We start from the raw sequence: 20,928 nt of genomic DNA on the forward strand, positions 1-20,928 counted from the left end.
CGACCCCCCGTGCGTCGGCCTGGCCACCCACGTCCCGTACAAGGTGTTCGTTGTACGGGACGTGGGTGGCCTGGCCGACCCGTTCGGGAAGCCGTCGTAGAAGGACCTGGGGGCGAACTGCGCCCACAGCCCTTGGTACAGCGCCGCGCCGGCGAGCAGCAGCAACGCCACGCGGGCGACAAGCCTCCGCGTCGGACCCACGCTTCCGATCCGGGCGGACGCGTCCTCACGTGAGGCGCCGGATGTTCTCGGATGCTCGCTCATCTCGGTATTCCTCCCCCCGATCCTGGGGCGGCCCATGCGATGACCTCGGAGATGCGCCGCGCCATGGGCCTCGTCCCGCAAGGCGTCGCCCCCTGCCCAGGACCAAAGTCGTGGCCGCCCTCATCCTTCGAGCGGCGGCGGCATCCCGCGTGCACCACTCGACCCGTACAGCCGCCGAAGCCGAATCGCCATCCGGATCTCGGGTGTGATCGAACAGGTGCCTTCGCCGTACGCCTTATAGCCACTATGCGCGCATGATCCAGCCTGAGACAAAGTTCTCGCCTGGCCGCCGCAGTCTCTGTTGCGAGTACGGCCGGCCAGGCCCGTCGCCGGCATGCCGCCGTAAGGCGACGTAGCCCGCCCCCGGCAGGTGGCCGGGGAGCGACACCCCACCGGCGAACCGGCGCAGGTAGGCGCGAGCTTCGGCGTAGGCCCGTCGGTGAGGCCGGTGGATTATGTTGCGAGATATGCCCGCCTTACCCACCGCGTTCCTGGTGTCGATCTTCTGCTGGTCCGCGTTCGAAGGGGGCCTCCTCGTACGTGACCTTGTCCGGCGGAAGGGTCGCCTGGGCCGGGACCGTGGCACCCGCGCGATCGTCTCCCTCTCTCTTGGGGGATCGATCTTCCTGGGGATCGTCCTGCGAGGATGGGTGCCGGCGCTGGGAACACCCGCGCCGCACGTGTTCGCCGCGGCGGGAATCGTCGTGATCTGGGTGGGGCTGGCCGTGCGGGTCTGGGCGGTGCTGACGCTCGGCGGGGCCTTCAGCACCTTCATCCAGGTCGACGCCGACCAGGTCGTGGTCACGCGCGGCCCCTACCGGTGGGTGCGGCATCCCTCCTACACCGGCCTGCTGCTGATCGCCCTGGGATTCGGCCTCGGCGCGGGCAACTGGCTGTCCTTGGTGATCTGCGCCGTCCTTCCGCCGTTGGGGCTGTTGCCGCGCATCGCGGTCGAGGAAGCCGAGATGATCCGGGTGCTCGGTGAGCGGTACCGCGGCTATCAAAAGACGACACATCGCCTCGTCCCGGGCCTGTGGTAGGCGGCCGAGCCGTCTCCCTTGATCCGGTTGGAGGTGATCGTTGCCCTCGCCACGAGGCCCGTATTCAATAACCGGTCGATGCCGATTCCAGCGACGCGTCTACTGGTCGGCCTGTCCGACTCGTTCACCCCACGTACTTCCAGTCACGTGCAAGTCGCGGGCCACCGGGCGGACCGCTGGAATTGTTCCATGGGGATGACCTCGGCCACGACCTGCTGCTTTTGATCGTAACGTTGGACGAGGACTTTACCGGGCTTGAGCTTCGCCGCGTCGCCGGCCTCGAAGCTGATGCTGCCGGTCGCGGTGGAGGCATCCCCATTGCCGCCGACGGCCGTGTAGGTGATCGCCGGGGTGAGTTTCGGCGGTCCTATGGTGGCCGTCCAGCCTCCCGACGGGGCGTCGAGACGGATTGTCCCGGATCGGCCTTTCATTTCAGGCCCCTCATAGCGGGCATCCCTAATCTCGTCGGGGGCGCTGCCGGACTGGCGGTCGTGGTAGACAACCGCAGAGCTCGGCCCCCTTCCGCACCAGGCGAAGACCAGGAGAAGGCGCCCCGCCTCGTCGACGCTGATCCCAGCCTCCCCGTTCACCTGCGGCGTACAGCCCAGCACACCCGCCGCCAGGACCCCTCCGAGCGCCACCCGCGCCGCTGACCTCGCCAGGACCGTACGCCGACGGGGTCGTCGGCCGAGGGTGACAGTCACGGCGCCGACCAGCGACGCTGGACGCGGCAAGTGAGCACAGCGGTCACCAAGGCCGGCCCAGAATCGATGGCTCCTACGCATAGGTCGTCATTCATCTCACGCCCTCTCGGTCGATGGTCTTCGTAGAGGATCCAAACTTCGTTCAGCCGAAGGTACTCAGGAAGAATCACTCCTCGGCCACGATTTCGACCGTGATTTCGGAAACAGCCGGCTCACGTCCTATCATGGCGATGAGCATCTGGTTCTTGACACGTTTCTTCAGCGCCATAAAGTTCGGATTACGTCTCGCCTCTTGCCCGGCGAACGGCTCCCAGTGATCCGATCTCATCTGGTCTGACACTTCGGTTACCGACCGGACGTTTTCCCCCATTGCTATGAGGACTGACGGATCATCCCAAGAGTCACAACCCGAAAGCTCATCTCTGTAGGGCGCCTCGCCTTCGCCGAACGAGTTCCTCGTCGCCTGGTCGACCAACGCGTAGAATTTCTCAGCCGAAGCGTTACAGCTGCCCGAACAACCCCCGCAGACGACGGCAATCGCCACACCGATCAAAGAGGTTAGGTAGACAGAGGAAAACGGACGCAAGCGACCTCGATCTGTTCGGCATCCACGATGTCGCTCGCATCATAGAGGATGTATAGGCCACCGAAAATCCCTCGCCGATCACAGTTCCAGAGGCACTCTGATCCAGCTCATGAGATGTCACACTACTTTCCGTACCATCGCTATCTGGACAGGTTCCCGTTTGCCGACAGTTTGACGATGTCGGCATCCCCCTCAACTGATCGCCGGTCGTTCGCGGTTACCTGACGCTCAGCTGACCAGCTCAAGCAGCCGATCCGCCTGCCGGTCCAGGGTGCCGTAGGGGTTGCGCTTGGAGAAAAGCCCGCCTGGACCGAGCGTGCACAGCCAGGTAAAAGCGAGCAGGCGCCGCAGGTCCAGGACTCGGGCCGCCTCCGCCACGGTCAGCTCGGCGTACGCCAGCAGCGCCGCCCCGTCGAAGACGCCATCGACGCGGGAGATGTGCTCCATGACCTCGGCGAGCTCGAAGGCACGGTCGCTGCGGCCGGAATCCTCCCAGTCGACCATCCGCACACGCCTGCCATCCCAGAGGTAGTTGGCCAGGTTGCCGTCCGACAGTCCGAGCACCGGCGTGAAGTCCGTCGCGGTCAGCCTGCCGAGTGGATAACTGTCGAGCCATTCGGCCCCTGCCGCGAAGGCCCGCTTCACCAGCGGGCCTTCACCCAGATCAGGCTCTTGCGCGCGAAGCCGCCGAGCCTTGGCCACGGCCACGCCCGGGTTCCAGGGAGAGGGAGCCATGCCGTCCAGCACGGACGCCGGGACCGACTCATGCAGGGCCGTGATCGCCTCGGCCATGGCTTTGACCTGCTCGGCGGTGACCGTCTGGCCCCTTAGTGGGACGCCGTCCAGCCGGGACATCGCGACGACTGGGGGCTCGGCGTACATATCCGCTTCCAGAGGGCGCGGTCCAAGATCGGGCGCGTACCGCGCGAGCAGATTCAGGGCCCGCCATTCCTGCTCGTGCTCGCCCCGGCTCCAGGAGGCATAGGTCTTGACGACCCTGTCGGGCAGCATCGTGACGACGTGGGTGCTCGACTGGCCGGCCATGTCTTCCTCCCACGATCCAGCCCGCGATCCAGAGCGCGCGGTGCTGACGCACCCCGGCGTCGCTCTTGCAGTAGGGTGCCATCGCGCTCAGCTCATCGGCCAGCACATGGCGACCATGGCCGCGGCCATCAGGGCATGGGGGAGGTGGGAGACCCGCTCGGCGAAGCCGGGAGCCGCGCCGCCCGAACCGCGACGCACGCCGCGATAGAGGAACCACAGGCCCATGACCGCGAAGACGAAACTCAATGGGACGGACTCGATCATTCCGGGGACTCCCGCGTAGGGGGTGGCGCCCCCCCGGTGGGCGCCACCCGGGTGCTCAGTGGTGCGCGTGCTGGTGGACGGGTGCCACGCCGCTGTCATAGGTGTCGTGGTAGGGGAACTCGTTGACGTAGCGCCGCCGGCCCAGGCCGACGATCGAGGCGGCGAAGGTTCCGCGCTGGTATCGGGAGACGTAGCGGGTCAGTGCGCGCAGGGGTCGCATGGTCATCACCTTGCACGAGCATCGGTGATCCATCATGAGTCCAGGTACTCAGATGGCGATGACTCGGCGAATGCCGGATAGCACAGGTTGACACCGCGGAGTGCGAGTGCGGCCGTCCGCCGCGGCGCCCCGTCGCGGCACACGCCCCGGAGGTCAGCCTCTGTAGGGAGGGGCCACACCCCAGCCCCAGTGCGGCACGGGAGCCTCTCGCATGGGCTCCGCGTCCGGCTGTGAATTCGCCAGCGCGAGACGCGTCCCCCACTCGATGTAGCCCGTGAACGCGGCGCGGAACTCGGGATCGGCGGGCAGCCCGACATCGTCGGCCGCGTCCATCAGCAGGCTCACCCACCGGCGTCGCATGGGTTCCGTGATGGCCTTGCCGAGGTGCATGGAGAGCATGTGCGAGTAGCCGCCCCGCTCGCCGGTGTAGCGAGCCGGGCCGCCGAAGACCTCTCCCAGCCACATCGCCACATAGCGCGGGTGATCGGGATCCATGCCCTTGAACAGGGGCCCGATCAGGTCATCTCCCGCGACGAGATCGTAGAACCTCTCCGTGAGCCGTTCGAGCGCACCGGTGCCGCCGGCCCAGTCGTACAGCGAGGGAATCGAACCGCCCGCTCCGTGCACCGCCGTGCGCTCGTAGTGACTCATCTCCTCGATGTCGTGTACGAACGAACCGATCGCCGCGTAGAACTCCTGGAACAGATCGCTGCGCCGGAACCCGTCCAGGTGATCCGCCACCGATGTCCACGTGATCCGCAGGATGTAGGACTCGGGCCGTTCGGCACTGCGGGCCAGCTCGTAGTCCACACACTGCGGGGCGCGGGACAGACAGCCGGCGGCCTTGCGGTAGGCCGCCTCGAAGTCCTCGCCGCGCCCGTCCGGGATGCGATAGCGGATGTACTCAACGATCACAAACGATCAACCCCAGGTTCGATACGGCCTCATCGTTGGCTCTCTCAGACATCCTGCCATATTTGTAATCATGTAATCGGTCGACTCTCTGTGAGCGCCTTACCCACATCGTCCCGAGCTGTGCACAGGATGTGGACAAGTGTTCGGCAGGTGCTCCGGCTGAGGCCTCATCTCGCGCCGGAGAGGCCGGCGACCCCGCGGCCCAGCACGGCCAGCAGGCACACCATGACCACGCCGACGGCCGCCAGGCTGGCGCGGTCGGCCGCTGTGTCGGTGTTGGAGATCAGGCCGAAGGCGGTGTGGGCGATCAGCGCGCCGGAGGCCAGGGCGAGGCTGTGCCGATCCGTCCACAGACCGCCGGCCGTCCAGCGGCGCAGGAGCCACGCGACGGCGACCGCCAGAACGACGGCGGCCGACATCGGCACGACCACCCATCCGCCGTGGGTGAAGGCGGGCTGGGTCGCGCCGCCGAAGGGGAACAGCGACGCCAGGTATGCGAAGGCGGCCACGGCGCCGAACACCCCGGCCATCGCGGGGGCGGGCGGCCTGATCGGGGACATGCCCGGGCGGGACTTCAGCCGCAACCCCGCCGCCGCCAGCAGGACCACGGCGACCGCACAGCCGGCCAGGATCGCCGGTGGCGCCTCGTACCCGGGGTCGACGGTCGTCACCACCGTCACCCGCAGCAGCAGTGCGCCGAGGACGAAGACCGCGCCGGCCAGCCAGGTGCCGAGCCTGCCCAGGTAGGGCCGGTCGCGCAGGGACGGGACGATCAGGTCGGTCAGGAGGATCGGGATCGCGGCGCTGAAGACCGCGTGATAGGCGATCTGCAGCTCGGCGTAGGCGCTGTTCAGGCCCAGGATCCGGGGCGCCCACCCGGCGGCGCCGTAGATCGTGGGGCTGCTCAGCGCCTGCAGCGCCAAGCCCTCCTCGACGATGCCGTAGGCGGCGCCGAGCAGCAGCACCCCGGTCCAGCCCGTCCCGGCCCGCCGTACCAGCTCGCGCACCAGGACGACGCCCGCGCCGTAGATCGGGATCCACAGCAGCAGCAGCCACGCCATGCGCAGCGGCGGGTTGCCGAGGGTGAACTCGGCCACGAGCGGTGTGATCACCGCGAGGAGCAGTGCGGCCCGGCGGCCGCGCGTCTTGTTCGCCGTCATACGGCCAGCGTGTTCTCCACTCACCACCCACGCTTCCGCCCCGGGTCCTGTCCGTGGCAACCCAGGTGGGCAACCCGGCGGCGACTTTGGTTGCTGCCGTCGGCGGGCCCGCCGTCATTACGCTGGGCGTCCGTGACCGCAGACGTACGGCCTGGCCCTGCCACGACCCGGCGGGACCGGTCGATCCGGGTGGGGGGCGTCGCCTGCGCGCTGACCGCGGCGGCGGTCGTCGTGCGAGGCGACCTCGGCGCGGCTTCCGGCTGGTACCTGGTCGCGGACGTGGCCGGCGGCGCGGCGGCGTGCGGGGCGCTGTGGCTGTCGCGCCGGTGGCCGGCCACCACAGCGCTCGCGGCCGTGGTGCTGGCCGTGCCCGCGGCCTCGGCGTCGGTTGCGGCCGGCATCGCCACGCTGATGACCGCCCTGTACCGGCGCTCGGTCGTCGCGGTCGGTGTGGGCGCGGCCTGGGTGGCCGCGATGCTGGCCCGGTTCTGGCTGCGGCCGCCGGGGCTGGCGCCGTACCCGGTGTGGGCGCTGGTCGCGGTGCTGTCAGGAGTGGCGCTGACCGGATGGGGGATGCTGGCACGGGCCCGCCGCCAACTGGTGCTGTCGCTGGCGGAGCGGGTCCGCAGAGCCGAGGAGGAGCAACGGCGGCGCGTCGAGCTGGCCCGTAACGCCGAACGCCTGGCCATCGCCCGAGAGATGCACGACGTGCTGGCGCACCGGCTGTCGCTGCTGGCACTGCACGCGGGAGCGCTGGAGTTCAACGCGCGGGCCGACCCGGCGGAGGTGGTCGAGGCGGCCGCGGTGGTGCGCTCCAGCGCGCACCAGGCGCTGCAGGAGCTGCGCCAGGTCATCTCGGTGCTCCGCGAGGCGCCCGTCCTGGCCGAGCTGGACCTGCGCACCTTGGTCGAGGAGGTACGGCGGGCGGGCATGGAGGTCGAGATGCACGACGGCGGCGTACGCCTGCCCGACCTGCCTGGCGCGACGGCGCGGGCGGCCTACCGGATCGTCCAGGAAGGCCTCACCAACGCCAGGAAGCACGCGCCGGCCAGGCCGGTGACCCTCCGCCTCGACGGCAGGCCGGACCGGGGGCTCGCCATCGAGGTGCGCAACCCCGTGGCAGGCGCTCCCGGGGGTGAGGGCGCCGGCCTGGCGGGGATACGGGAGCGGGCCGAGCTGGCGGGCGGCCGGGTGGAGCGGGCCGGAGTGGAGAACGGCGAGTTCCGCCTGGCGGTCTGGTTACCATGGCCGCTGTGAGCGCCGTACGCGTGCTGGTCGTGGACGACGACCCGCTCGTCAGGGCGGGTCTGACGCTGATGCTCAGGGGCGCCGACGAGCTCGTCGTGGTGGGCGTCGTGGCCGACGGCGCCGGCGTCGGAGCCGCGGTCGACGCGCACGCGCCCGATGTGGTGCTCATGGACATCCGGATGCCGGGCCTGGACGGGATCGACGCCACCCGGCTGCTGCGGCGGCGGCCCGACCCTCCCCACGTCATCATGCTGACCACGTTCGACGCCGACGAGCACGTCTTCGGCGCGCTGCGCGCCGGGGCCAGCGGGTTCCTGCTCAAGGACACCCCGCCGGAGGGCATCGTCGACGCGGTCCTCCGGGTCGCGGCGGGCGAGCCGATCCTTTCGTCCAGCGTGACCCGGCGCCTGATCGCCCACCTGGCGCCGGAGGCGGCCGACCGCCGCCGCGACGACGCACGCAGGCTGCTGGCCAGGCTCAGCGACCGCGAGCGTGAGGTCGCCGCCGCGGTCGGCCGGGGAAGGGCCAACGCGGACATCGCGGCCGAACTTCACATCAGCGTGGGCACGGTGAAGAGCTACATCTCCCGCATCCTCGCGAAGACCGACTTGGACAATCGCGTCCAACTCGCTCTCATCGCCCACGATGATCCGCTCTAGCGGGCCGGATCGATGACGAGTTTGCCGGTGGTCCTGCGGTTGCGCAGCTCGTCGTGGACGCGGCGGACCTCCGACATGGGGTGGTCCCCGCCGTGGACCACACGCAGGTCGCCCGCCATGACCTTGGTGGCCAACTCCGCGTATGCCTTGTGCAGCACCGCCGGGTGCGCGAAGGCGTGCATGAGCCAGAAGCCGGCGACTGTGGCGGATCGGCGCTGCAGGGTCCGCGGCGAAACCTTCGAAGGCTCGATCAGGCTGGCCATTCCGTAGAAGGCGAGCCGGCCGAAGGGTGCCAGCGCGTCGAGGCTCTGGTCGGTGACGCGTCCGCCGGTCATCTCCATCACCACGTCGACCTGGCGGCCGTCGTTCGCCTCGGACAGCGCGGCGGCGAGGTCCTCGGTCGCCGGGTCGACGGCGGCGTCCGCGCCGAGCTCGAGGGCGAGGTCGCGCTTCTGCGGCGTGCCGGCCGTGGCGATGATCCTGCCCGCGCCGCGCAGCTTCGCCAGTTGTACCGCGAGGGAGCCGACGCCGCCGGCCGCGGCATGCACCACCACGCTGTCGCCGGGCTGAACGTCGGCGGTGCGGTTGACCAGCCACCAGGCCGTCAGGCCCTGGGCGAGCAGCGCGACCGCCTCCACGTCGTCGATCCCGTCAGGTACGGCGAAAGCGGTGTCCTGCGGGATGACGGCCCGCTCCGCGTACCCGCCGTTTGGAATCATGGCGGCGAGCCGCCGACCGTCCGGGGCTCGGCCGACCACCTCTCCGCCGGGGATCAGCGGCAGCGTGGCCGCGGCGATGTAGGCGTTCTCCCGCAGCAGCGTGTCGGAGAAGTTCACACCGCAGCGCGCCACGTCGATGAGGATCTGCCCGGCCGACGGCACGGGCTCGGGCACCTCACGCACCTGCACGACCTCAGGCCCGCCGAACTCGGTGATCTGGACTGCTCGCATCAAGAACCCCTTTCTGGTACTCAATACTGAAGTGGTACGCAGTACCATACAGGTATGCTGATCGCGTGTCGGACTCCCCAGCGCGCTCGTTGCGTGCGCGCAATCAGCAGCGGGCCCGTGACGAGATCGTCGAGGCCGCCTACCTGCTGTTCGCCGAGCGCGGCTACACGGAGGTGACGGTGCCGGACATCGCCGAGCGGGCCGGGGTCGGGCGCACCACGTTCTTCCGGTATTTCGGCGACAAACAGGAGGTCGTCTTCGCCGGCGAGGAGGAGTGGCTGGAGACGGTGGGGCAGTGGCACGGGCAGTGGCACCGGGAGCGGACCGTCGCCGAGTCGCCCATGCCGCCGTCGTTGCCGGAGGCGCTGGCACTGGTACGCGAGACCGCGATGAGGATCTGCGCCAAGGTGACCCAGGACCCGGCGCGCTACGTGGTGCGGGAGCGGCTGATCGACCAGAACCCGGAGTTGGGCGACCGTGCGGCCCGTAAGCAGCGCCGGTTCGCCGAGACGATCGGCGAGATCCTCCGTGAGCAGGGCGCGTCGGCGCAGACCGTGGCCCTCGCCCCGCAGCTCGCGCTGGCCTGCTACAACGCCGGCCGTGAGATGGCGGCGGGGGATCCGGCGAAGCTCGGCCCCAGCGTGCGAGCCGCATTCGACCGGCTTGAGGTGGCCCAGGCCGGAAACAGTGAAGCGTCAGAATGAACCGGCCGGCGCCTTCCGTTGTGCGCTCCTGTTGGCCCGGTGGATCCCGATGTCTCCGTGCTACACGCGCCACATGGAGGCGAGTTGTCGCGTGGCGAGCCGCCGGGGCACCGCGCGCAGTGCGGCGTCGCGCAGCCACGCGGTGGCGCCGGTTCGCGACATCAACCACGCCTGCCGGGACGACGCCGCCATGAGCCGGCTGGTACGGGGCCGGCGTTCGGCGTCGTAACGGAGCAGCCGCTGCTCGACATCCGCCGGTCCCGCGCCGGCCAGGTGCCGGGTGACGGCGGCCGCGTCCTCGAAGGCCTGGCTGGCCCCCTGCCCGAGATCGGGGGTCATGGCGTGCGCGGCGTCGCCGAGCAACGCGACCCTGCCGATCGCGAACGACGGCAGCGGTTCGGCCAGGCAGGCGATCGCGTCGACGTAGATGTCCGTGGGTGAGGTGGCCTCGATCAGCGCCGGGACGGACGGGTGCCAGTCGGCCATCAGGGACAGCACATCCCGGCGCGCCTCATCGGCCTCCGGCGGCGCTCCGTGCAGTGCGGAGTCGGTGAACCAGTACAGGTGATCTCCGCCGACGGGGAAAAGGCCGAACATCGCCCCGGTGCGGCGGTCGATCATGATGCCGGCCAGTAGCCCGGTCACGTCGGGACTCGCGGGTCTGGGCAGCATGCCGCGCAGGTCCAGCCGGCCGACCCGCCGCAATCCGGGGTGCCGGGGAAACAGACGGCCGCGTATCGTGCTGCCGATTCCGTCGGCCACGATCACGGCATCGGCCTTGGTCAGAAGGCGGCCGTCGCCGATCACCGTCACTTCGGTGCGGCCGGGCCCCAGCCAATGGACGGGTGTCGCGGTACGCACCGATTGGGCGGGCAGCGGGGCGCGCAGTGCCCGGTGCAGCTCGGCCCGGCTCACGGCCACCGACGGCCCGACCGTCTGCTGCGCCTGCGCCACGTCCGTGACCAGCAACGGCCGTCCGCGCCAGTCTCGCAGTCCGCCGCTGACGGCGGGCATGGTCTGGCCGCGGACGTGGTCGCTCAACCCCAGCGCGTCCAGTGCCCGGACGCCGTTGGGCATGACCACGACGGCGGTGCCCGCCTCCCGCAGTTCGGCGCCGCGTTCATACAAGGTCACCTCGTGACCTTGCCGATGCAGCCCTACCGCCGCCGCCACCCCGCCTAAGCCGGCGCCCACCACCACGACTCGCATGACGCTCATCCACCTTGCCCGGCGGTCCCTATTCACTACAATCGTTCTACTACGCCTACCGTCATACCATGGACGCGTGCCGCCCACCAATCCAGCCCGCCGCCGAGCCTTGGCCGATGCCGCCATCGATCTGCTGGCGGCCTCCGGAGTGCACGGCGTGACCCACCGAGCGGTCGAGAAGGCCGCCGGACTTCCGTACGGAACGGCCTCGAACTACTTCCGCAGCCGGGAGGCGCTGCTCGTGGCCGCCGCGGAGCGCATCGTCGAGCTGCACCACGCCGACATGGACGAGGCCGCTCGGCAGTACAAGACCACCGCGGCGGACGTGGCGGGCACTCCGGCGCAGATCGCCGGACACTTCGTCGATCTGCTGACCGAGTCACTGCTCGGAGCGGCGACCACCTTGCGTACCCGCTATCTGGCGATCTTCGAGCTCCGGCTGGAGGCGGTACGCCGGCCGGTGCTGGCCACGGCTCTTGCGGGGCTGCAGGACAGCTCGATGAGGTTCACCACCGGTCACCACGCCGAGCTCGGCCTCTCCATACCCCGCGAGAGCGTTTCCGTCCTGGTCGCGCTCTACGGTGGTGCGCTGTTCACCTTGGTGACCGCACCTCCCGGCAGCGTCACCAGGGAGGTCGTCCAGGGTGTCGTTCACGCCATGGTGCACGGCGCGCTACCCGGCTCGGACGGTGCTCCCCCGGAGGAGCCGGAAGGCCGGTGAAGGGGGCACCAGCTGCGGCACCGGGCCCTGCTCGCGGTGAGATCATCGCGTTCACATCGCCTGGGCCGACGTGACGACCTATCTGTCGCCGCGGCCGGCGAGTGCCGCTCATGGAGGTCCGGCCCTGCCCGCTGATCGGCCTGTTCGCGGGCTGAGCGTGGCGGGAAGGGCCGGTCCTCGGTGCGGCGCGTCGATCAGCCGGTGACGCTGGCCTCTCCGGTCTCCAGGTGGCCGGTGAACCGCTGCGACCAGCTCGCGTCGCAGTCGGCCGTGACGGTCACGTCGTACCAGCCGCCGCTGACCCCCAGCGGGCTGACCGCCCACGCCTCCTTGCCGTGCGCGCCGACCTTCACCGTCTGCGGCCTGTCCGAGATGTAGTTGTTGTGCGTGATGGTGAACGTCACGGGCGACTGCCCGTTGTTGCGCAGCCAGAGCTTCAGCTTCGGCCGCGCGGTCGACTTGCCGTCGTAGTAGGCAGCCTCGACGACGAGGTCCTTGCCGGCGGCGGCGAGGTCACCGACGAAACGGCGCAGGAACCGGTTCGGCCCGGTGACGGTGAGGTCGTACGCGGTGTCGCCGGCCGAGGCGCCCACGGGGCCGGTTCCGGACGCCGTCGCCTTCGCCGCGACGGTGTACTGGCCCGGGAACGCGGCCGGGTACTGCGCCAGCGACGGGATCCCGGCCCGGTTGTTGTACACGGCGAAGTGGCTGGCCTTGGTCACGAACGGGGCCACGTTGCTGAAGGTCAGGTTGGCCACCGCGCCGGACGGCCCGCCGGTGAACCCGGCCAGGTTGGCGTTCGGCTGGTACGGCAGCGGGCGCGCCCGCTTGGTCCCCGCCTCCTGAGCCGGCATCGTGTTGTCGCCCGGCAGCGGCGTGTACCGGACCTCCGGGACGAGTGCCCCGGTGTCCGGAAGGTCGGGAAGGCCGTAGACCGGCTTGGTGAAGTCGAAGGCGGCCGTCAGGTCGCCGCACACCTTGCGCCGCCATTCGCTGATGTTGGGCGAGATGGCCGGCGTGCCCAGCGCGGTGGTCCACTTCTCGATGAACTGGATGACCGAGGTGTGGTCGGACACCTCCGAGGTCACCCAGCCACCCCGCGTCCAGGGCGAGATGAGGATGAGCGGCACGCGGAAACCGAGCCCGACCGGCAGGGGAGCGGTGACGCCGTACGCGGCCATGGTGCCGGAGACGAACTCGTCGGCCTCGCCCGGCGCCGGAGCGGGCGGCGGGACATGGTCGAACTGGCCGTCGTTCTCGTCGTAGTTGATGATCACCAGGGTCGAGTTGAACACGTCCGGGTCGGCGTTGAGCGCCTCGAGGACGCCGCGCAGGAAGTACGCGCCGTTGCTCGGCGCCGTGACCGGGTGCTCGGAGAAGAACTGGTTGTTCACGATCCAGCTCACCTGCGGCAGCGTGCCGTTCAGCACGTCGGCGCGGATCGCGGCGGTGATGTTGTCGGCGTTGCCCGACAGGCCGGTGACCGGCTCGGGGACGTTCTTCACGCCGTTGTCGTAGTAGACGTTGCCCGGAGCGGCCGTCCCGCCCTGGGTGGGGTCGAGCTTGGCGAAGGTGTTGAAGTACTCCAAGCCGTTGTCGCCGTAGTCGTCGGCGCACTGGTAGACCCGCCAGCTGACGCGCGCCGCCTGGAGCGTCTCCGCGTAGGACTCCCAGGGCAGGAACTTGCCGCGCTCGTCACCGCCGTCGTAGGCGGTGAAACCGCCGTGCCTGTGGTCGGCGTTGATCGTCCCGCCCCACAGGTAGGTGCGGTTGGGGCCGGTCGCGCTGAGCACGGAGCAGTGGTACGCGTCGCCGATCGTGTAGGCGTCGGCGAGGGCGTAGTGGAACGGCATGTCGTGACGGTCCAGATAACCGAGCGTGGTCGGCCCGCCCTTGGCGTAGTACCAGCCGTTCATCAGCCCGCCGTACCAGGCGCCGTGCTGGTCGGTCCAGCCGTGGCTGGTGCCGCCGTAGTTGGCGGCGCCGAGCTCGGGGCTGGGCGGCGTCGATCCACTCCAGGTCTTGGCTCCGCTCAGCCGCCATGGGTACTGCGTGGCGGCACCCGCCGTCAGCGACACCGGCTGCTCCCAGACGGTCTTTCCACCCGGGAGCAGGATGGTGGAGCGGTCACCGAAGCCGCGCACTCCCTTGAGGGTGCCGAAGTAGTGATCAAAGCTGCGGTTCTCCTGCATGACCACGATGACGTGCTTGATGTCACGGATGTCGCCGTGCGGCTTGCCGGACGGGGCAGGCTTGTTCTGCGGGAGAGCCGCGGCGGCGGCCGCACCGGGCAACGCGGCGCCGACTGCGGCCGCTCCGGTGACGGCGGCGGCGGTGCCGAGGAAATTCCTGCGAGACAGTTCAGACATGGCTCAAGACCTTCAGGTGCGGGGATGTGCCGCACGATCATGGCCTTATGACCTTGCCCGAAAGCGACAATAAGCCGAAGCCGAAATTGCCGGTGGCGCAAGACCTAGGGGGCCGGGGGTACCGGCCACCGGTCGCGGAGCGTGGCAACGACCCCGGACCGGACCCCGCCGGACCGGTGCGTGAGACCTGGTCCCTGAGGCGCGGGCGGTGGTGAGCCCAGGGGTGCGCCGCGGTTGCCTCCGCTTGACCGCCACGGGGCCGGCGACGACTTCGGCGACCCGTTTTTTGCCTGCGGTCTTACGATTCAAGAGCGCCGTCAGCCCTGACGTCCGTCGCGGTCGGGCTCCGAATTACTTATGTACGAGATCGATCTCCACACGGCATTCCATAATGCCTTCTTCTCTTGCGCGAAACTTTGGCAGAAGAATGGCCTTTAGCCGGTTAGCTCTCCGGCCCCCAATGCGACCGGGAGGAATCGGCGCTCCACGGCGACGTGCGTGTTTATCGATCGCAGGCGCGGGGACGGTTCCCGTCGAAATCGCCCATTTCGGGCGAAACGACAGATTCGGGAGGCGCACATGAGTGGATACCTACCGTATCGCGAGACCGGTCCGGCAGCCCGCGTGGGCGGCGTACGCGGCTGGCAGGCGGACATTCTTCGCGGCGAGTCGTAACTGAGCGAACCGAGGTGCTGCGGTGCGTCATGGCCGCAGTGCCTCTACACGTCGCAGGTGGGGCGATGCATCGGGGGGCGTTCGTGGCGCGACTGTCTTACCCTGCCGCCTGGCGGGGCGACGCGGAGGAGAACCTGTTCGGTCTCCCGGTTCCCGATCCTTACCGGTGGCTGGAAGACGCCGACGACGTGCGCGTACGGGACTGGGCCGAGGCCCAGGACGATCTCTTCCGTGCCCACCGCGCCGAGTGGCGTGAGCGGGGGTCGTGGGCGTCTCTGGTCGATGAGGTGTCATCCTTCGGCGTGTCGGAGCCTCCGATGGCGCGGGGCTCGGTCATGTTCCTCGCCGAGCAGTCGCGTGGGGACGAGCAACGGCGCCTGCTCGTCGTCGACGCCGCGGGGAACAGGCGGGTGCTCGTCGATCCGGTGGAGATCGATCCTTCCGGCCATACCGGCCTGTTCGCCTGGTGGCCATCGCGTGAGGGCGAACGTGTGGCCGTCCAGATGGAGGTCGCCGAGCAGCCCGGCAGTGACATCACGGTGCTGGACGTCCGTACGGGTGAGACGGTCGACGGGCCGTTGCCGCGTGCCCGTAACACCTCGCTCGCCTGGCTGCCCGGTGGGGACGCGTTCTACTACGTCAGCCGCGTTCCCGACGAGGAACTGGCCCCCGGCGACATGCGCCTGCAGCGGCGGGTGAGGTTGCATCGGATCGGTTCGCCCTGGCAGGCCGACACGCCGGTGTTCGGCGGGGACGACGCCCCGGACCACTACTACGGGCTCACGGTCAGCGCGGACGGCCGGTTCATGGCGGTCACCGCGACCGCCGGTCCCGCCTCGCACAACGATGTGTACGTCGCCGAGCTCGTCGATCCGCGGGCCCCGCGATTCGTCAGGCTCGTCGACGGGAGCACTCTGGGCGCCCGCGTTCTCCCCCGTTTCCTGGCGGACGACAGTCTGCTGCTGGTCACCGACTACCAGGCCCCGTGTGGCCGCATCTGTACGGCGAACCGGCACGACACCGACCCGGCCGCGTGGCGCACGCTGGTGGCCGAAGACCCCCATGCCCCCTTGGACGAGTGCCTCGTCCTGGACGATCCCGCACTTGAGCGGCCCCTGCTGCTGGTGGCGCGCTCCCGCCACGGCGCCTCCACCGTCACCCTGCACGACCTGGCCGACGGCCGGCCGCTCACCGGCCTGCCCCTCCCCGGCGCGGGCGTCGTGTCATCCCTGCGCACAAGGCTTCCGCACGGACATCGCGCATGGTTCAGCTACTGCGACGCGACCACGCCTCCCACCATCTACCGCTACGACGCCACCAGCGGGAGGACGGAACCGGAGACCGGCGCCACGACAAACGGGCACACTCCGCGGATCCGCAGCCACAGCGTTCGCTATCCCGCCGCCGACGGCACCGAGATCACACTGTTCCTGTTCACCCCGGCCGAAGAGCATCAGGGCCCTCGCCCCACTCTTCTCTACGGATACGGCAGCTTCGGCATGCCCATGCGTCCATGGTTCTTCCCCATGGCGGCCGCATGGGTCGGCGCCGGCGGCACCTACGCGGTCGCCTGCGTACGCGGAGGCGGCGAAGAAGGCCGGCACTGGCACGACGCCGGACGCGGACCACACAAACACCGCGCGATCAGCGACTTCAACGACGCCGCGGCCTGGCTCATCGACACCGGCCGCACCACCCGCGGCCAACTGGCGATCTTGGGTCAGTCCGCCGGCGGGCTGCTGGTGACCGCCGCCGCCGTCCAGCGGCCCGACCTGTACGCCGCGGTCATCGCCGAAGGCCCGCTCTGTGACATGGTGCGCTACGAACAGTTCGGCCTGGGATGCACATGGACCGACGAATTCGGCACCGCCTCCCGGCCCGAACAACTTCAATGGCTGCTCGCATACTCCCCGTACCACAACGTCACGCCTGAAACCCGTTATCCCGCATTCCTCTTCGCCGGTGCGGTGACCGATATGCAGACCGGAGAGGCCCACGTCACCAAAATGTGCGCGGCCCTCCAACACGCCACCGGCGGTGAACGGCCGATCCTCATGCGCCGGGAACCGGACACCGCCCACGCCGCCTTCTCCGCGAGCAAAGAACGCGCCCTGACCATTGACATTCTGGCCTTCGCCGGAAAATACACCGGCCTGTCGCCGCAGGAGGCGACCACGCCTTTTCGTGAGACCGTGGCGGAGCCACAGTGAGCCGATCTCCCGCGAGCAGGAGGTGAAGCCGCCGAGAGCACGGGAAGGGCACCGGTTGGTTCCCCACGGGTGCCTACCGTCGTCGCCATGAAGATCGGTGCAAGTGATCTGGATGTGTCCGCGCTGTGCCTGGGGGGCAACCCCTTCGGCTGGACCGCCGACGAGAAGACCTCGTTCGCGGTGCTGGACGCCTACGCCGAGGCGGGCGGCAACTTCATCGACACGGCCGACATGTACGGGCGTACGGCCGCGGACGAGGGCGGTGAATCGGAGCGGATCATCGGCCGCTGGCTGAGGGCCCGCGGCAATCGGGACCGGATGGTGATCGCGACCAAGGTGGGCGCGCTGCCGGGTATGGCCAACCTGGCACCTGACACGATCCGGCGTGGCGCCGAGGGCTCGCTGCGGCGGCTCGGCGTGGACCACATCGACCTGTACTACGCCCACCAAGACGACCCGGGAACGCCGCTCGCCGAGACCCTCACCGCGTTCGACGCGCTGGTACGTGCCGGCAAGGTGCGGCACCTGGCGGCGTCCAACTTCACCGCGAGCCGGCTGTCGGCGGCGTTGGAGACCTCGGCACGGGAAGGGCTGGCGGCGTACGTCGCGGTGCAGCAGGAATACAACCTGGTGCAGCGCGAGGGCTACGAACGGGGCATGGCCTCGACCGTGGCCGAGGCCGGTCTGTGCTGCCTGCCCTACGTTTCGCTGGCCCGTGGCTTCCTCACCGGGAAGTACCGCCCAGGCGGGCCCGAGGTGAACAGTCCCCGCGCCGGCCGGGCCCGTGCCCACCTGGACGGCAACGGCCCCGCGGTGCTGGCGGCGCTGGACGAGGTCGCCGCCGCGCACCACACCACCCTGGCCGCGGTCGCGCTGGCCTGGCTCGCCGCCCAACCCACCGTGGCCACTCCGCTGGCCGGCGCCCGCAACCCCGCCCAGCTCGCCGACCTGCTGCCGTTCCTGACGCTGAGACTCACCGCCGACGAGGTCGCCCTGCTGACCGAGGCCGGCGCCCAGCTCGTACGGCCGGCCGTCCCCGGTCCTGAAGGTCCAACCGGCGGCTTGCCGGCTTTCCGACCAGAACGCCAGCTTCCCTGATGATCCCCCACGTCTGGAGGTTCCTTGTCCCGCGTATATCCGCGCAGCTCAATCCTCTTCACAGTCATCGCGGCAGTCCTGCCCTTCGCCTCCCCCGCGCAGGCCACCGGGTCGCTCGTCACACAACCTGCGCATGTCCGGCCCCAGGCCCGCGTACGGATCTCCACGGCGTACGAACTGCCCGGCGATCGGGTCTACCCCGAAGGCATCGCGGCCGACCCCCACTCCGGCGACCTCTACTGCGGGTCGTACGTCGACGGAACGGTCTTCAAGATGACGCCAGGCAACCGCGCCGCGGAGGTGTTCCTGCCCGCGGGCGCCGACGGGCGAAGCAAGGCCCTTGGGCTGGAGGTCGACCGTGCCGGACGGCTGTGGGTGATCGACGCCGACACCGGAGTCACGGTGTACGACATCCGCAGCCGCCGCCTGCTGGCCCGATTCGACGTCCCCGGCCGGGACCCGCGTCTGGTCAACGACCTGGCCGTCACCCCGGACGGCAGCGTCTACCTCACCGACAGCCTGCGCGCGGTGGTCTACCGGGTCACCCCGCGGCAGCTGGCCCAGGCCCGCACACAGGGCGGCCACGCGCCGCTCACCCCCGCCTTCGACCTGACCGGGATCCTGGAGCCGCATCCACCCGGCACGGTCACCCTCAACGGGATCGTCGCCCACCCCTCGGGGCGATACCTGCTGACCGTCGACATGAACGGCGGCGACCTCTACCGCATCAACCCGTCCACCGGTGACGTCCACAAGGTCGGCCTGCGCGACCACGACATGTCCCAAGCAGACGGGATGGAGCTGCGGAACGGCACGCTGTGGGTGGCGCATCCCATTCCCGGCGCCAACGCCATCAGCCGATGGCGACTCGACCCCGACGGCGGCGCGGCCCGGATGGAACGGCGCCTCACCGATCAGGCGCTGCGACTGCCGACAACCCTGATACGCAGACACGGGAAGCTTTACGTCGTCCGCTCACAGTTCGACAAGGGCGGTCCGGTAGGACCGGGGACACCTCAGACCCCTTTCACCATCGCATCCGTAGAGGGCATCTGAGACGTAAGACGACGCTCCCGCCGAGATCGTGGATCTCGGCGGGAGCGCTGTGAGAGTAAGGGCTCTTCGGTGGGCGTCAGTAGGGACCGGCCGGCGCCCTTCCCCGCGCTCTCAGTCGCCGGAGCCGCCGTCGCCGAGCTCGTCCGCGTGCTCCTCGGCCCAGCGGGCGAGCACCGACACCGGCCCCAGGAGGCTCTCCCCCAGGGGAGTCAGCCGATATTCCGCGCCGGCGGGGGCGGTGGACAAGGCACGGCGCGTCACAAGGTTGTTGCGCTCCAGCTTGCGCAGCGTCTGGGTCAGCATCTTGTTGCTGATCCCGCCGATCCTGTCGCGCAGGTCGTTGTAGCGCCGCGGGCCGTGCCCCAGTCCGAACACCACGACGACCGACCAGGTGTCGGCGATCAGATCCAACGTGGTACGGGCGGGACAGTCGGCGAGGAACACATCGTGGTCAGTCATAACAGCCCCATCTGTCCGACGGAACGCCGAGCCCAGTCTGTCTCATGAGGTCCTCCCGTCGCTCCCGGCAGCCCGCCGGCACAGCGCCGCCGATTCCCGTACGGGTGCGGTCACGTGTGAGTGAGCCCACTATGCCGGGATTGAACGAAATACCTTAGGGGGGTATGGTGTTCGGACAGCTGGCCCGTGATCGATCTTTCTCGGAGGAGAAGCGCCATGACAACCGCCACCTACACCGTCACCGGCATGACCTGCGGCCACTGCGTCAGCTCCGTCAAGGAAGAGGTCGCGGAGGTGCCCGGTGTCACCGGCGTCGAGGTCGATCTGGCCACTGGACTGGTCACCGTGCAGAGCGACGGCCCTGTCGAGGCGGCCCGGATCGAGGCCGCCGTCAAGGAGGCCGGATACCAAGTGGTGAACAAGCCGTGAAGACCCCATTCAGGCTGGGGGCCTACCTCCTCGGTCTCGCCGTGGTCTTCGGAGGGGCGTTCAGCGCCGGCGGTGCCATCGGCGCCACCAGGCCCGCACCGGCGGACATCGGTCATCCGGCTCACGTGAACCCGTCCCAGGCCGAGCAGAAGACGGAACACCTGCCGGGAGGGCTCCAGGTCTCCCAGGACGGCTACACCCTGAATCCCGAGCTCACGACCGTCACACCTGGCGAGCAGGCCGAGTTCCGGTTCACGGTGAACGGCCCCGACGGCCGCGCGGTGACCGGCTACGAAACCGAGCACGACAAGAAGCTGCACCTGATCGTCGTCAGCCGGGACGCGACCGCCTTCCAGCACGTGCACCCTGAGCTGTCCGCCGAGGGGGTCTGGTCGGTGCCGCTGACGTTGCCCGAAGCCGGCGCCTACCGGGTCTTCGCCGACTTCGTCCCGCACGGGGGTGAAGGGCTGACCCTCGGCGCCGAGCTCTACGCCCCGGGCGACTACACGCCCCGGCCGCTGCCGGCGCCCAGCCGTACGGCGACGGTCGACGGCTACACCATCCGGCTGGACGGCGCTCTCACACCGGGCACCGTGAGCAGGCTCACCGCCGAGATCAGCAAGAACGGCGAGCCCGTCACCGACCTGCAGCCGTATCTGGAGGCCTACGGCCACCTGGTCGCGCTGCGCGTGGGCGACCTGGCCTATCTGCACGTCCATCCCGACGGCGTCCCGGGCGACGGTGTCACCCCCGCCGGCCCAGGCATCACCTTCTACGCCGAGGTCCCCAGCCGCGGCGACTACCGGCTCTTCCTCGACTTCCGGCACAAGGGAGCCGTCCACACCGCCGCCTTCACCGTACGGGCGGAGCAACCGGCGGCGGCCCCCACCGCGACCGCGGACCACGGATCCGGACACTCCGCATCGAACCAGGCACGGTCATAG

The 20,928-nt window shown here is 69.7% G+C and carries 22 protein-coding genes; 10 read left to right on the forward strand and 12 right to left on the reverse strand.

Features of this window, described 5'->3' with window-relative positions:
- Positions 1-264: hypothetical protein (locus AB0B72_RS36170; protein ID WP_367744009.1), on the reverse strand; the 264-nt coding region annotated here is incomplete at its 3' end.
- Positions 265-731: 467 nt separating this feature from the next.
- Between AB0B72_RS36170 and AB0B72_RS36175 the strand changes: the two genes are divergently transcribed.
- On the forward strand, positions 732-1,304 hold the full coding sequence (locus AB0B72_RS36175; protein ID WP_367744010.1) for an isoprenylcysteine carboxylmethyltransferase family protein: 573 nt from the start codon (positions 732-734) through the stop codon (positions 1,302-1,304).
- A gap of 143 nt (positions 1,305-1,447) precedes the next feature.
- Here AB0B72_RS36175 and AB0B72_RS36180 read toward each other — a convergent pair whose 3' ends face one another.
- The 7 genes from AB0B72_RS36180 to AB0B72_RS36210 all read right to left on the reverse strand — a co-directional run bounded on the left by AB0B72_RS36180 (position 1,448) and on the right by AB0B72_RS36210 (position 6,197).
- Positions 1,448-1,945, reverse strand: a complete 498-nt coding sequence (locus tag AB0B72_RS36180; protein ID WP_367744011.1) for a hypothetical protein — start codon at positions 1,943-1,945, stop codon at positions 1,448-1,450.
- A gap of 229 nt (positions 1,946-2,174) precedes the next feature.
- Entirely contained in the window at positions 2,175-2,561 is a 387-nt protein-coding gene (locus AB0B72_RS36185) for a hypothetical protein (protein ID WP_367744012.1), read from the reverse strand.
- Between the two features lie 261 nt (positions 2,562-2,822).
- Positions 2,823-3,638 carry a phosphotransferase family protein gene (locus AB0B72_RS36190; RefSeq protein ID WP_367744013.1) on the reverse strand — a complete coding sequence of 272 codons (816 nt, stop codon included), beginning with the start codon at positions 3,636-3,638 and terminating at the stop codon, positions 2,823-2,825.
- An 87-nt stretch (positions 3,639-3,725) separates the two neighbouring features.
- Positions 3,726-3,902 carry a hypothetical protein gene (locus AB0B72_RS36195; RefSeq protein WP_367744014.1) on the reverse strand — a complete coding sequence of 59 codons (177 nt, stop codon included), beginning with the start codon at positions 3,900-3,902 and terminating at the stop codon, positions 3,726-3,728.
- A 55-nt stretch (positions 3,903-3,957) separates the two neighbouring features.
- Positions 3,958-4,122, reverse strand: a complete 165-nt coding sequence (locus AB0B72_RS36200) for a hypothetical protein (RefSeq protein ID WP_367744015.1) — start codon at positions 4,120-4,122, stop codon at positions 3,958-3,960.
- A gap of 153 nt (positions 4,123-4,275) precedes the next feature.
- On the reverse strand, positions 4,276-5,037 hold the full coding sequence (locus AB0B72_RS36205; RefSeq protein WP_367744016.1) for an antibiotic biosynthesis monooxygenase: 762 nt from the start codon (positions 5,035-5,037) through the stop codon (positions 4,276-4,278).
- A 167-nt stretch (positions 5,038-5,204) separates the two neighbouring features.
- Positions 5,205-6,197, reverse strand: coding sequence for a hypothetical protein (locus AB0B72_RS36210; protein ID WP_367744017.1), 993 nt, complete (start codon positions 6,195-6,197; stop codon positions 5,205-5,207).
- A 132-nt stretch (positions 6,198-6,329) separates the two neighbouring features.
- Here AB0B72_RS36210 and AB0B72_RS36215 point away from each other — a divergent pair, with 132 nt between their 5' ends.
- Complete coding sequence (locus tag AB0B72_RS36215) at positions 6,330-7,454, forward strand: sensor histidine kinase (RefSeq protein ID WP_367744018.1); 1,125 nt, start codon at positions 6,330-6,332, stop codon at positions 7,452-7,454.
- Positions 7,442-8,104, forward strand: a complete 663-nt coding sequence (locus AB0B72_RS36220) for a response regulator (protein ID WP_367744020.1) — start codon at positions 7,442-7,444, stop codon at positions 8,102-8,104. Before AB0B72_RS36215 ends, AB0B72_RS36220 begins: the two co-directional genes overlap by 13 nt.
- On the opposite strand, the gene AB0B72_RS36225 is transcribed toward AB0B72_RS36220, so the two are convergent.
- A complete protein-coding gene (locus AB0B72_RS36225; RefSeq protein WP_367744021.1) occupies positions 8,101-9,054 on the reverse strand; it encodes a zinc-binding alcohol dehydrogenase family protein in 954 nt (317 codons plus the stop codon). The genes AB0B72_RS36220 and AB0B72_RS36225 overlap by 4 nt on opposite strands.
- A gap of 65 nt (positions 9,055-9,119) precedes the next feature.
- Between AB0B72_RS36225 and AB0B72_RS36230 the strand changes: the two genes are divergently transcribed.
- Positions 9,120-9,758: a TetR/AcrR family transcriptional regulator gene (locus AB0B72_RS36230; protein WP_367744022.1), complete on the forward strand. Its 639-nt coding sequence runs from the start codon at positions 9,120-9,122 to the stop codon at positions 9,756-9,758.
- 60 nt (positions 9,759-9,818) lie between these two features.
- On the opposite strand, the gene AB0B72_RS36235 is transcribed toward AB0B72_RS36230, so the two are convergent.
- The gene (locus AB0B72_RS36235; RefSeq protein ID WP_367744023.1) at positions 9,819-11,093 is read right to left on the reverse strand and encodes an FAD-dependent monooxygenase; all 1,275 of its coding nucleotides are present in this window, start codon (positions 11,091-11,093) and stop codon (positions 9,819-9,821) included.
- Here AB0B72_RS36235 and AB0B72_RS36240 point away from each other — a divergent pair.
- Complete coding sequence (locus tag AB0B72_RS36240) at positions 11,044-11,688, forward strand: TetR/AcrR family transcriptional regulator (RefSeq protein WP_367744024.1); 645 nt, start codon at positions 11,044-11,046, stop codon at positions 11,686-11,688. The two genes, AB0B72_RS36235 and AB0B72_RS36240, sit on opposite strands and share 50 nt — an antisense overlap.
- A gap of 194 nt (positions 11,689-11,882) precedes the next feature.
- Here the strand turns inward: AB0B72_RS36240 and AB0B72_RS36245 are convergent, their stop codons facing one another.
- Complete coding sequence (locus AB0B72_RS36245) at positions 11,883-14,057, reverse strand: phosphocholine-specific phospholipase C (protein ID WP_367744027.1); 2,175 nt, start codon at positions 14,055-14,057, stop codon at positions 11,883-11,885.
- Positions 14,058-14,815: 758 nt separating this feature from the next.
- On the opposite strand from AB0B72_RS36245, the gene AB0B72_RS36250 reads away from it, so the two are divergent.
- The 3 genes from AB0B72_RS36250 (at position 14,816) to AB0B72_RS36260 (ending at position 19,096) form a co-directional block, all read left to right on the forward strand.
- Positions 14,816-16,942, forward strand: coding sequence for a prolyl oligopeptidase family serine peptidase (locus tag AB0B72_RS36250; RefSeq protein WP_367744029.1), 2,127 nt, complete (start codon positions 14,816-14,818; stop codon positions 16,940-16,942).
- Positions 16,943-17,029: 87 nt separating this feature from the next.
- Positions 17,030-18,040: an aldo/keto reductase gene (locus AB0B72_RS36255; protein WP_367744031.1), complete on the forward strand. Its 1,011-nt coding sequence runs from the start codon at positions 17,030-17,032 to the stop codon at positions 18,038-18,040.
- A 24-nt stretch (positions 18,041-18,064) separates the two neighbouring features.
- On the forward strand, positions 18,065-19,096 hold the full coding sequence (locus AB0B72_RS36260) for an SMP-30/gluconolactonase/LRE family protein (protein WP_367744033.1): 1,032 nt from the start codon (positions 18,065-18,067) through the stop codon (positions 19,094-19,096).
- A gap of 111 nt (positions 19,097-19,207) precedes the next feature.
- Here the strand turns inward: AB0B72_RS36260 and AB0B72_RS36265 are convergent, their stop codons facing one another.
- Complete coding sequence (locus tag AB0B72_RS36265; protein WP_367744034.1) at positions 19,208-19,555, reverse strand: winged helix-turn-helix transcriptional regulator; 348 nt, start codon at positions 19,553-19,555, stop codon at positions 19,208-19,210.
- Between the two features lie 216 nt (positions 19,556-19,771).
- Between AB0B72_RS36265 and AB0B72_RS36270 the strand changes: the two genes are divergently transcribed.
- Both AB0B72_RS36270 and AB0B72_RS36275 read left to right on the forward strand, forming a co-directional pair.
- The gene (locus AB0B72_RS36270) at positions 19,772-19,984 is read left to right on the forward strand and encodes a heavy-metal-associated domain-containing protein (RefSeq protein ID WP_367744035.1); all 213 of its coding nucleotides are present in this window, start codon (positions 19,772-19,774) and stop codon (positions 19,982-19,984) included.
- The gene (locus AB0B72_RS36275; RefSeq protein ID WP_367744038.1) at positions 19,981-20,928 is read left to right on the forward strand and encodes a hypothetical protein; all 948 of its coding nucleotides are present in this window, start codon (positions 19,981-19,983) and stop codon (positions 20,926-20,928) included. The genes AB0B72_RS36270 and AB0B72_RS36275 overlap by 4 nt, the downstream gene beginning before the upstream one ends.

Source organism: Microbispora sp. NPDC049125, from assembly GCF_040802045.1.
Taxonomy (GTDB): Bacteria; Actinomycetota; Actinomycetes; order Streptosporangiales; family Streptosporangiaceae; genus Microbispora.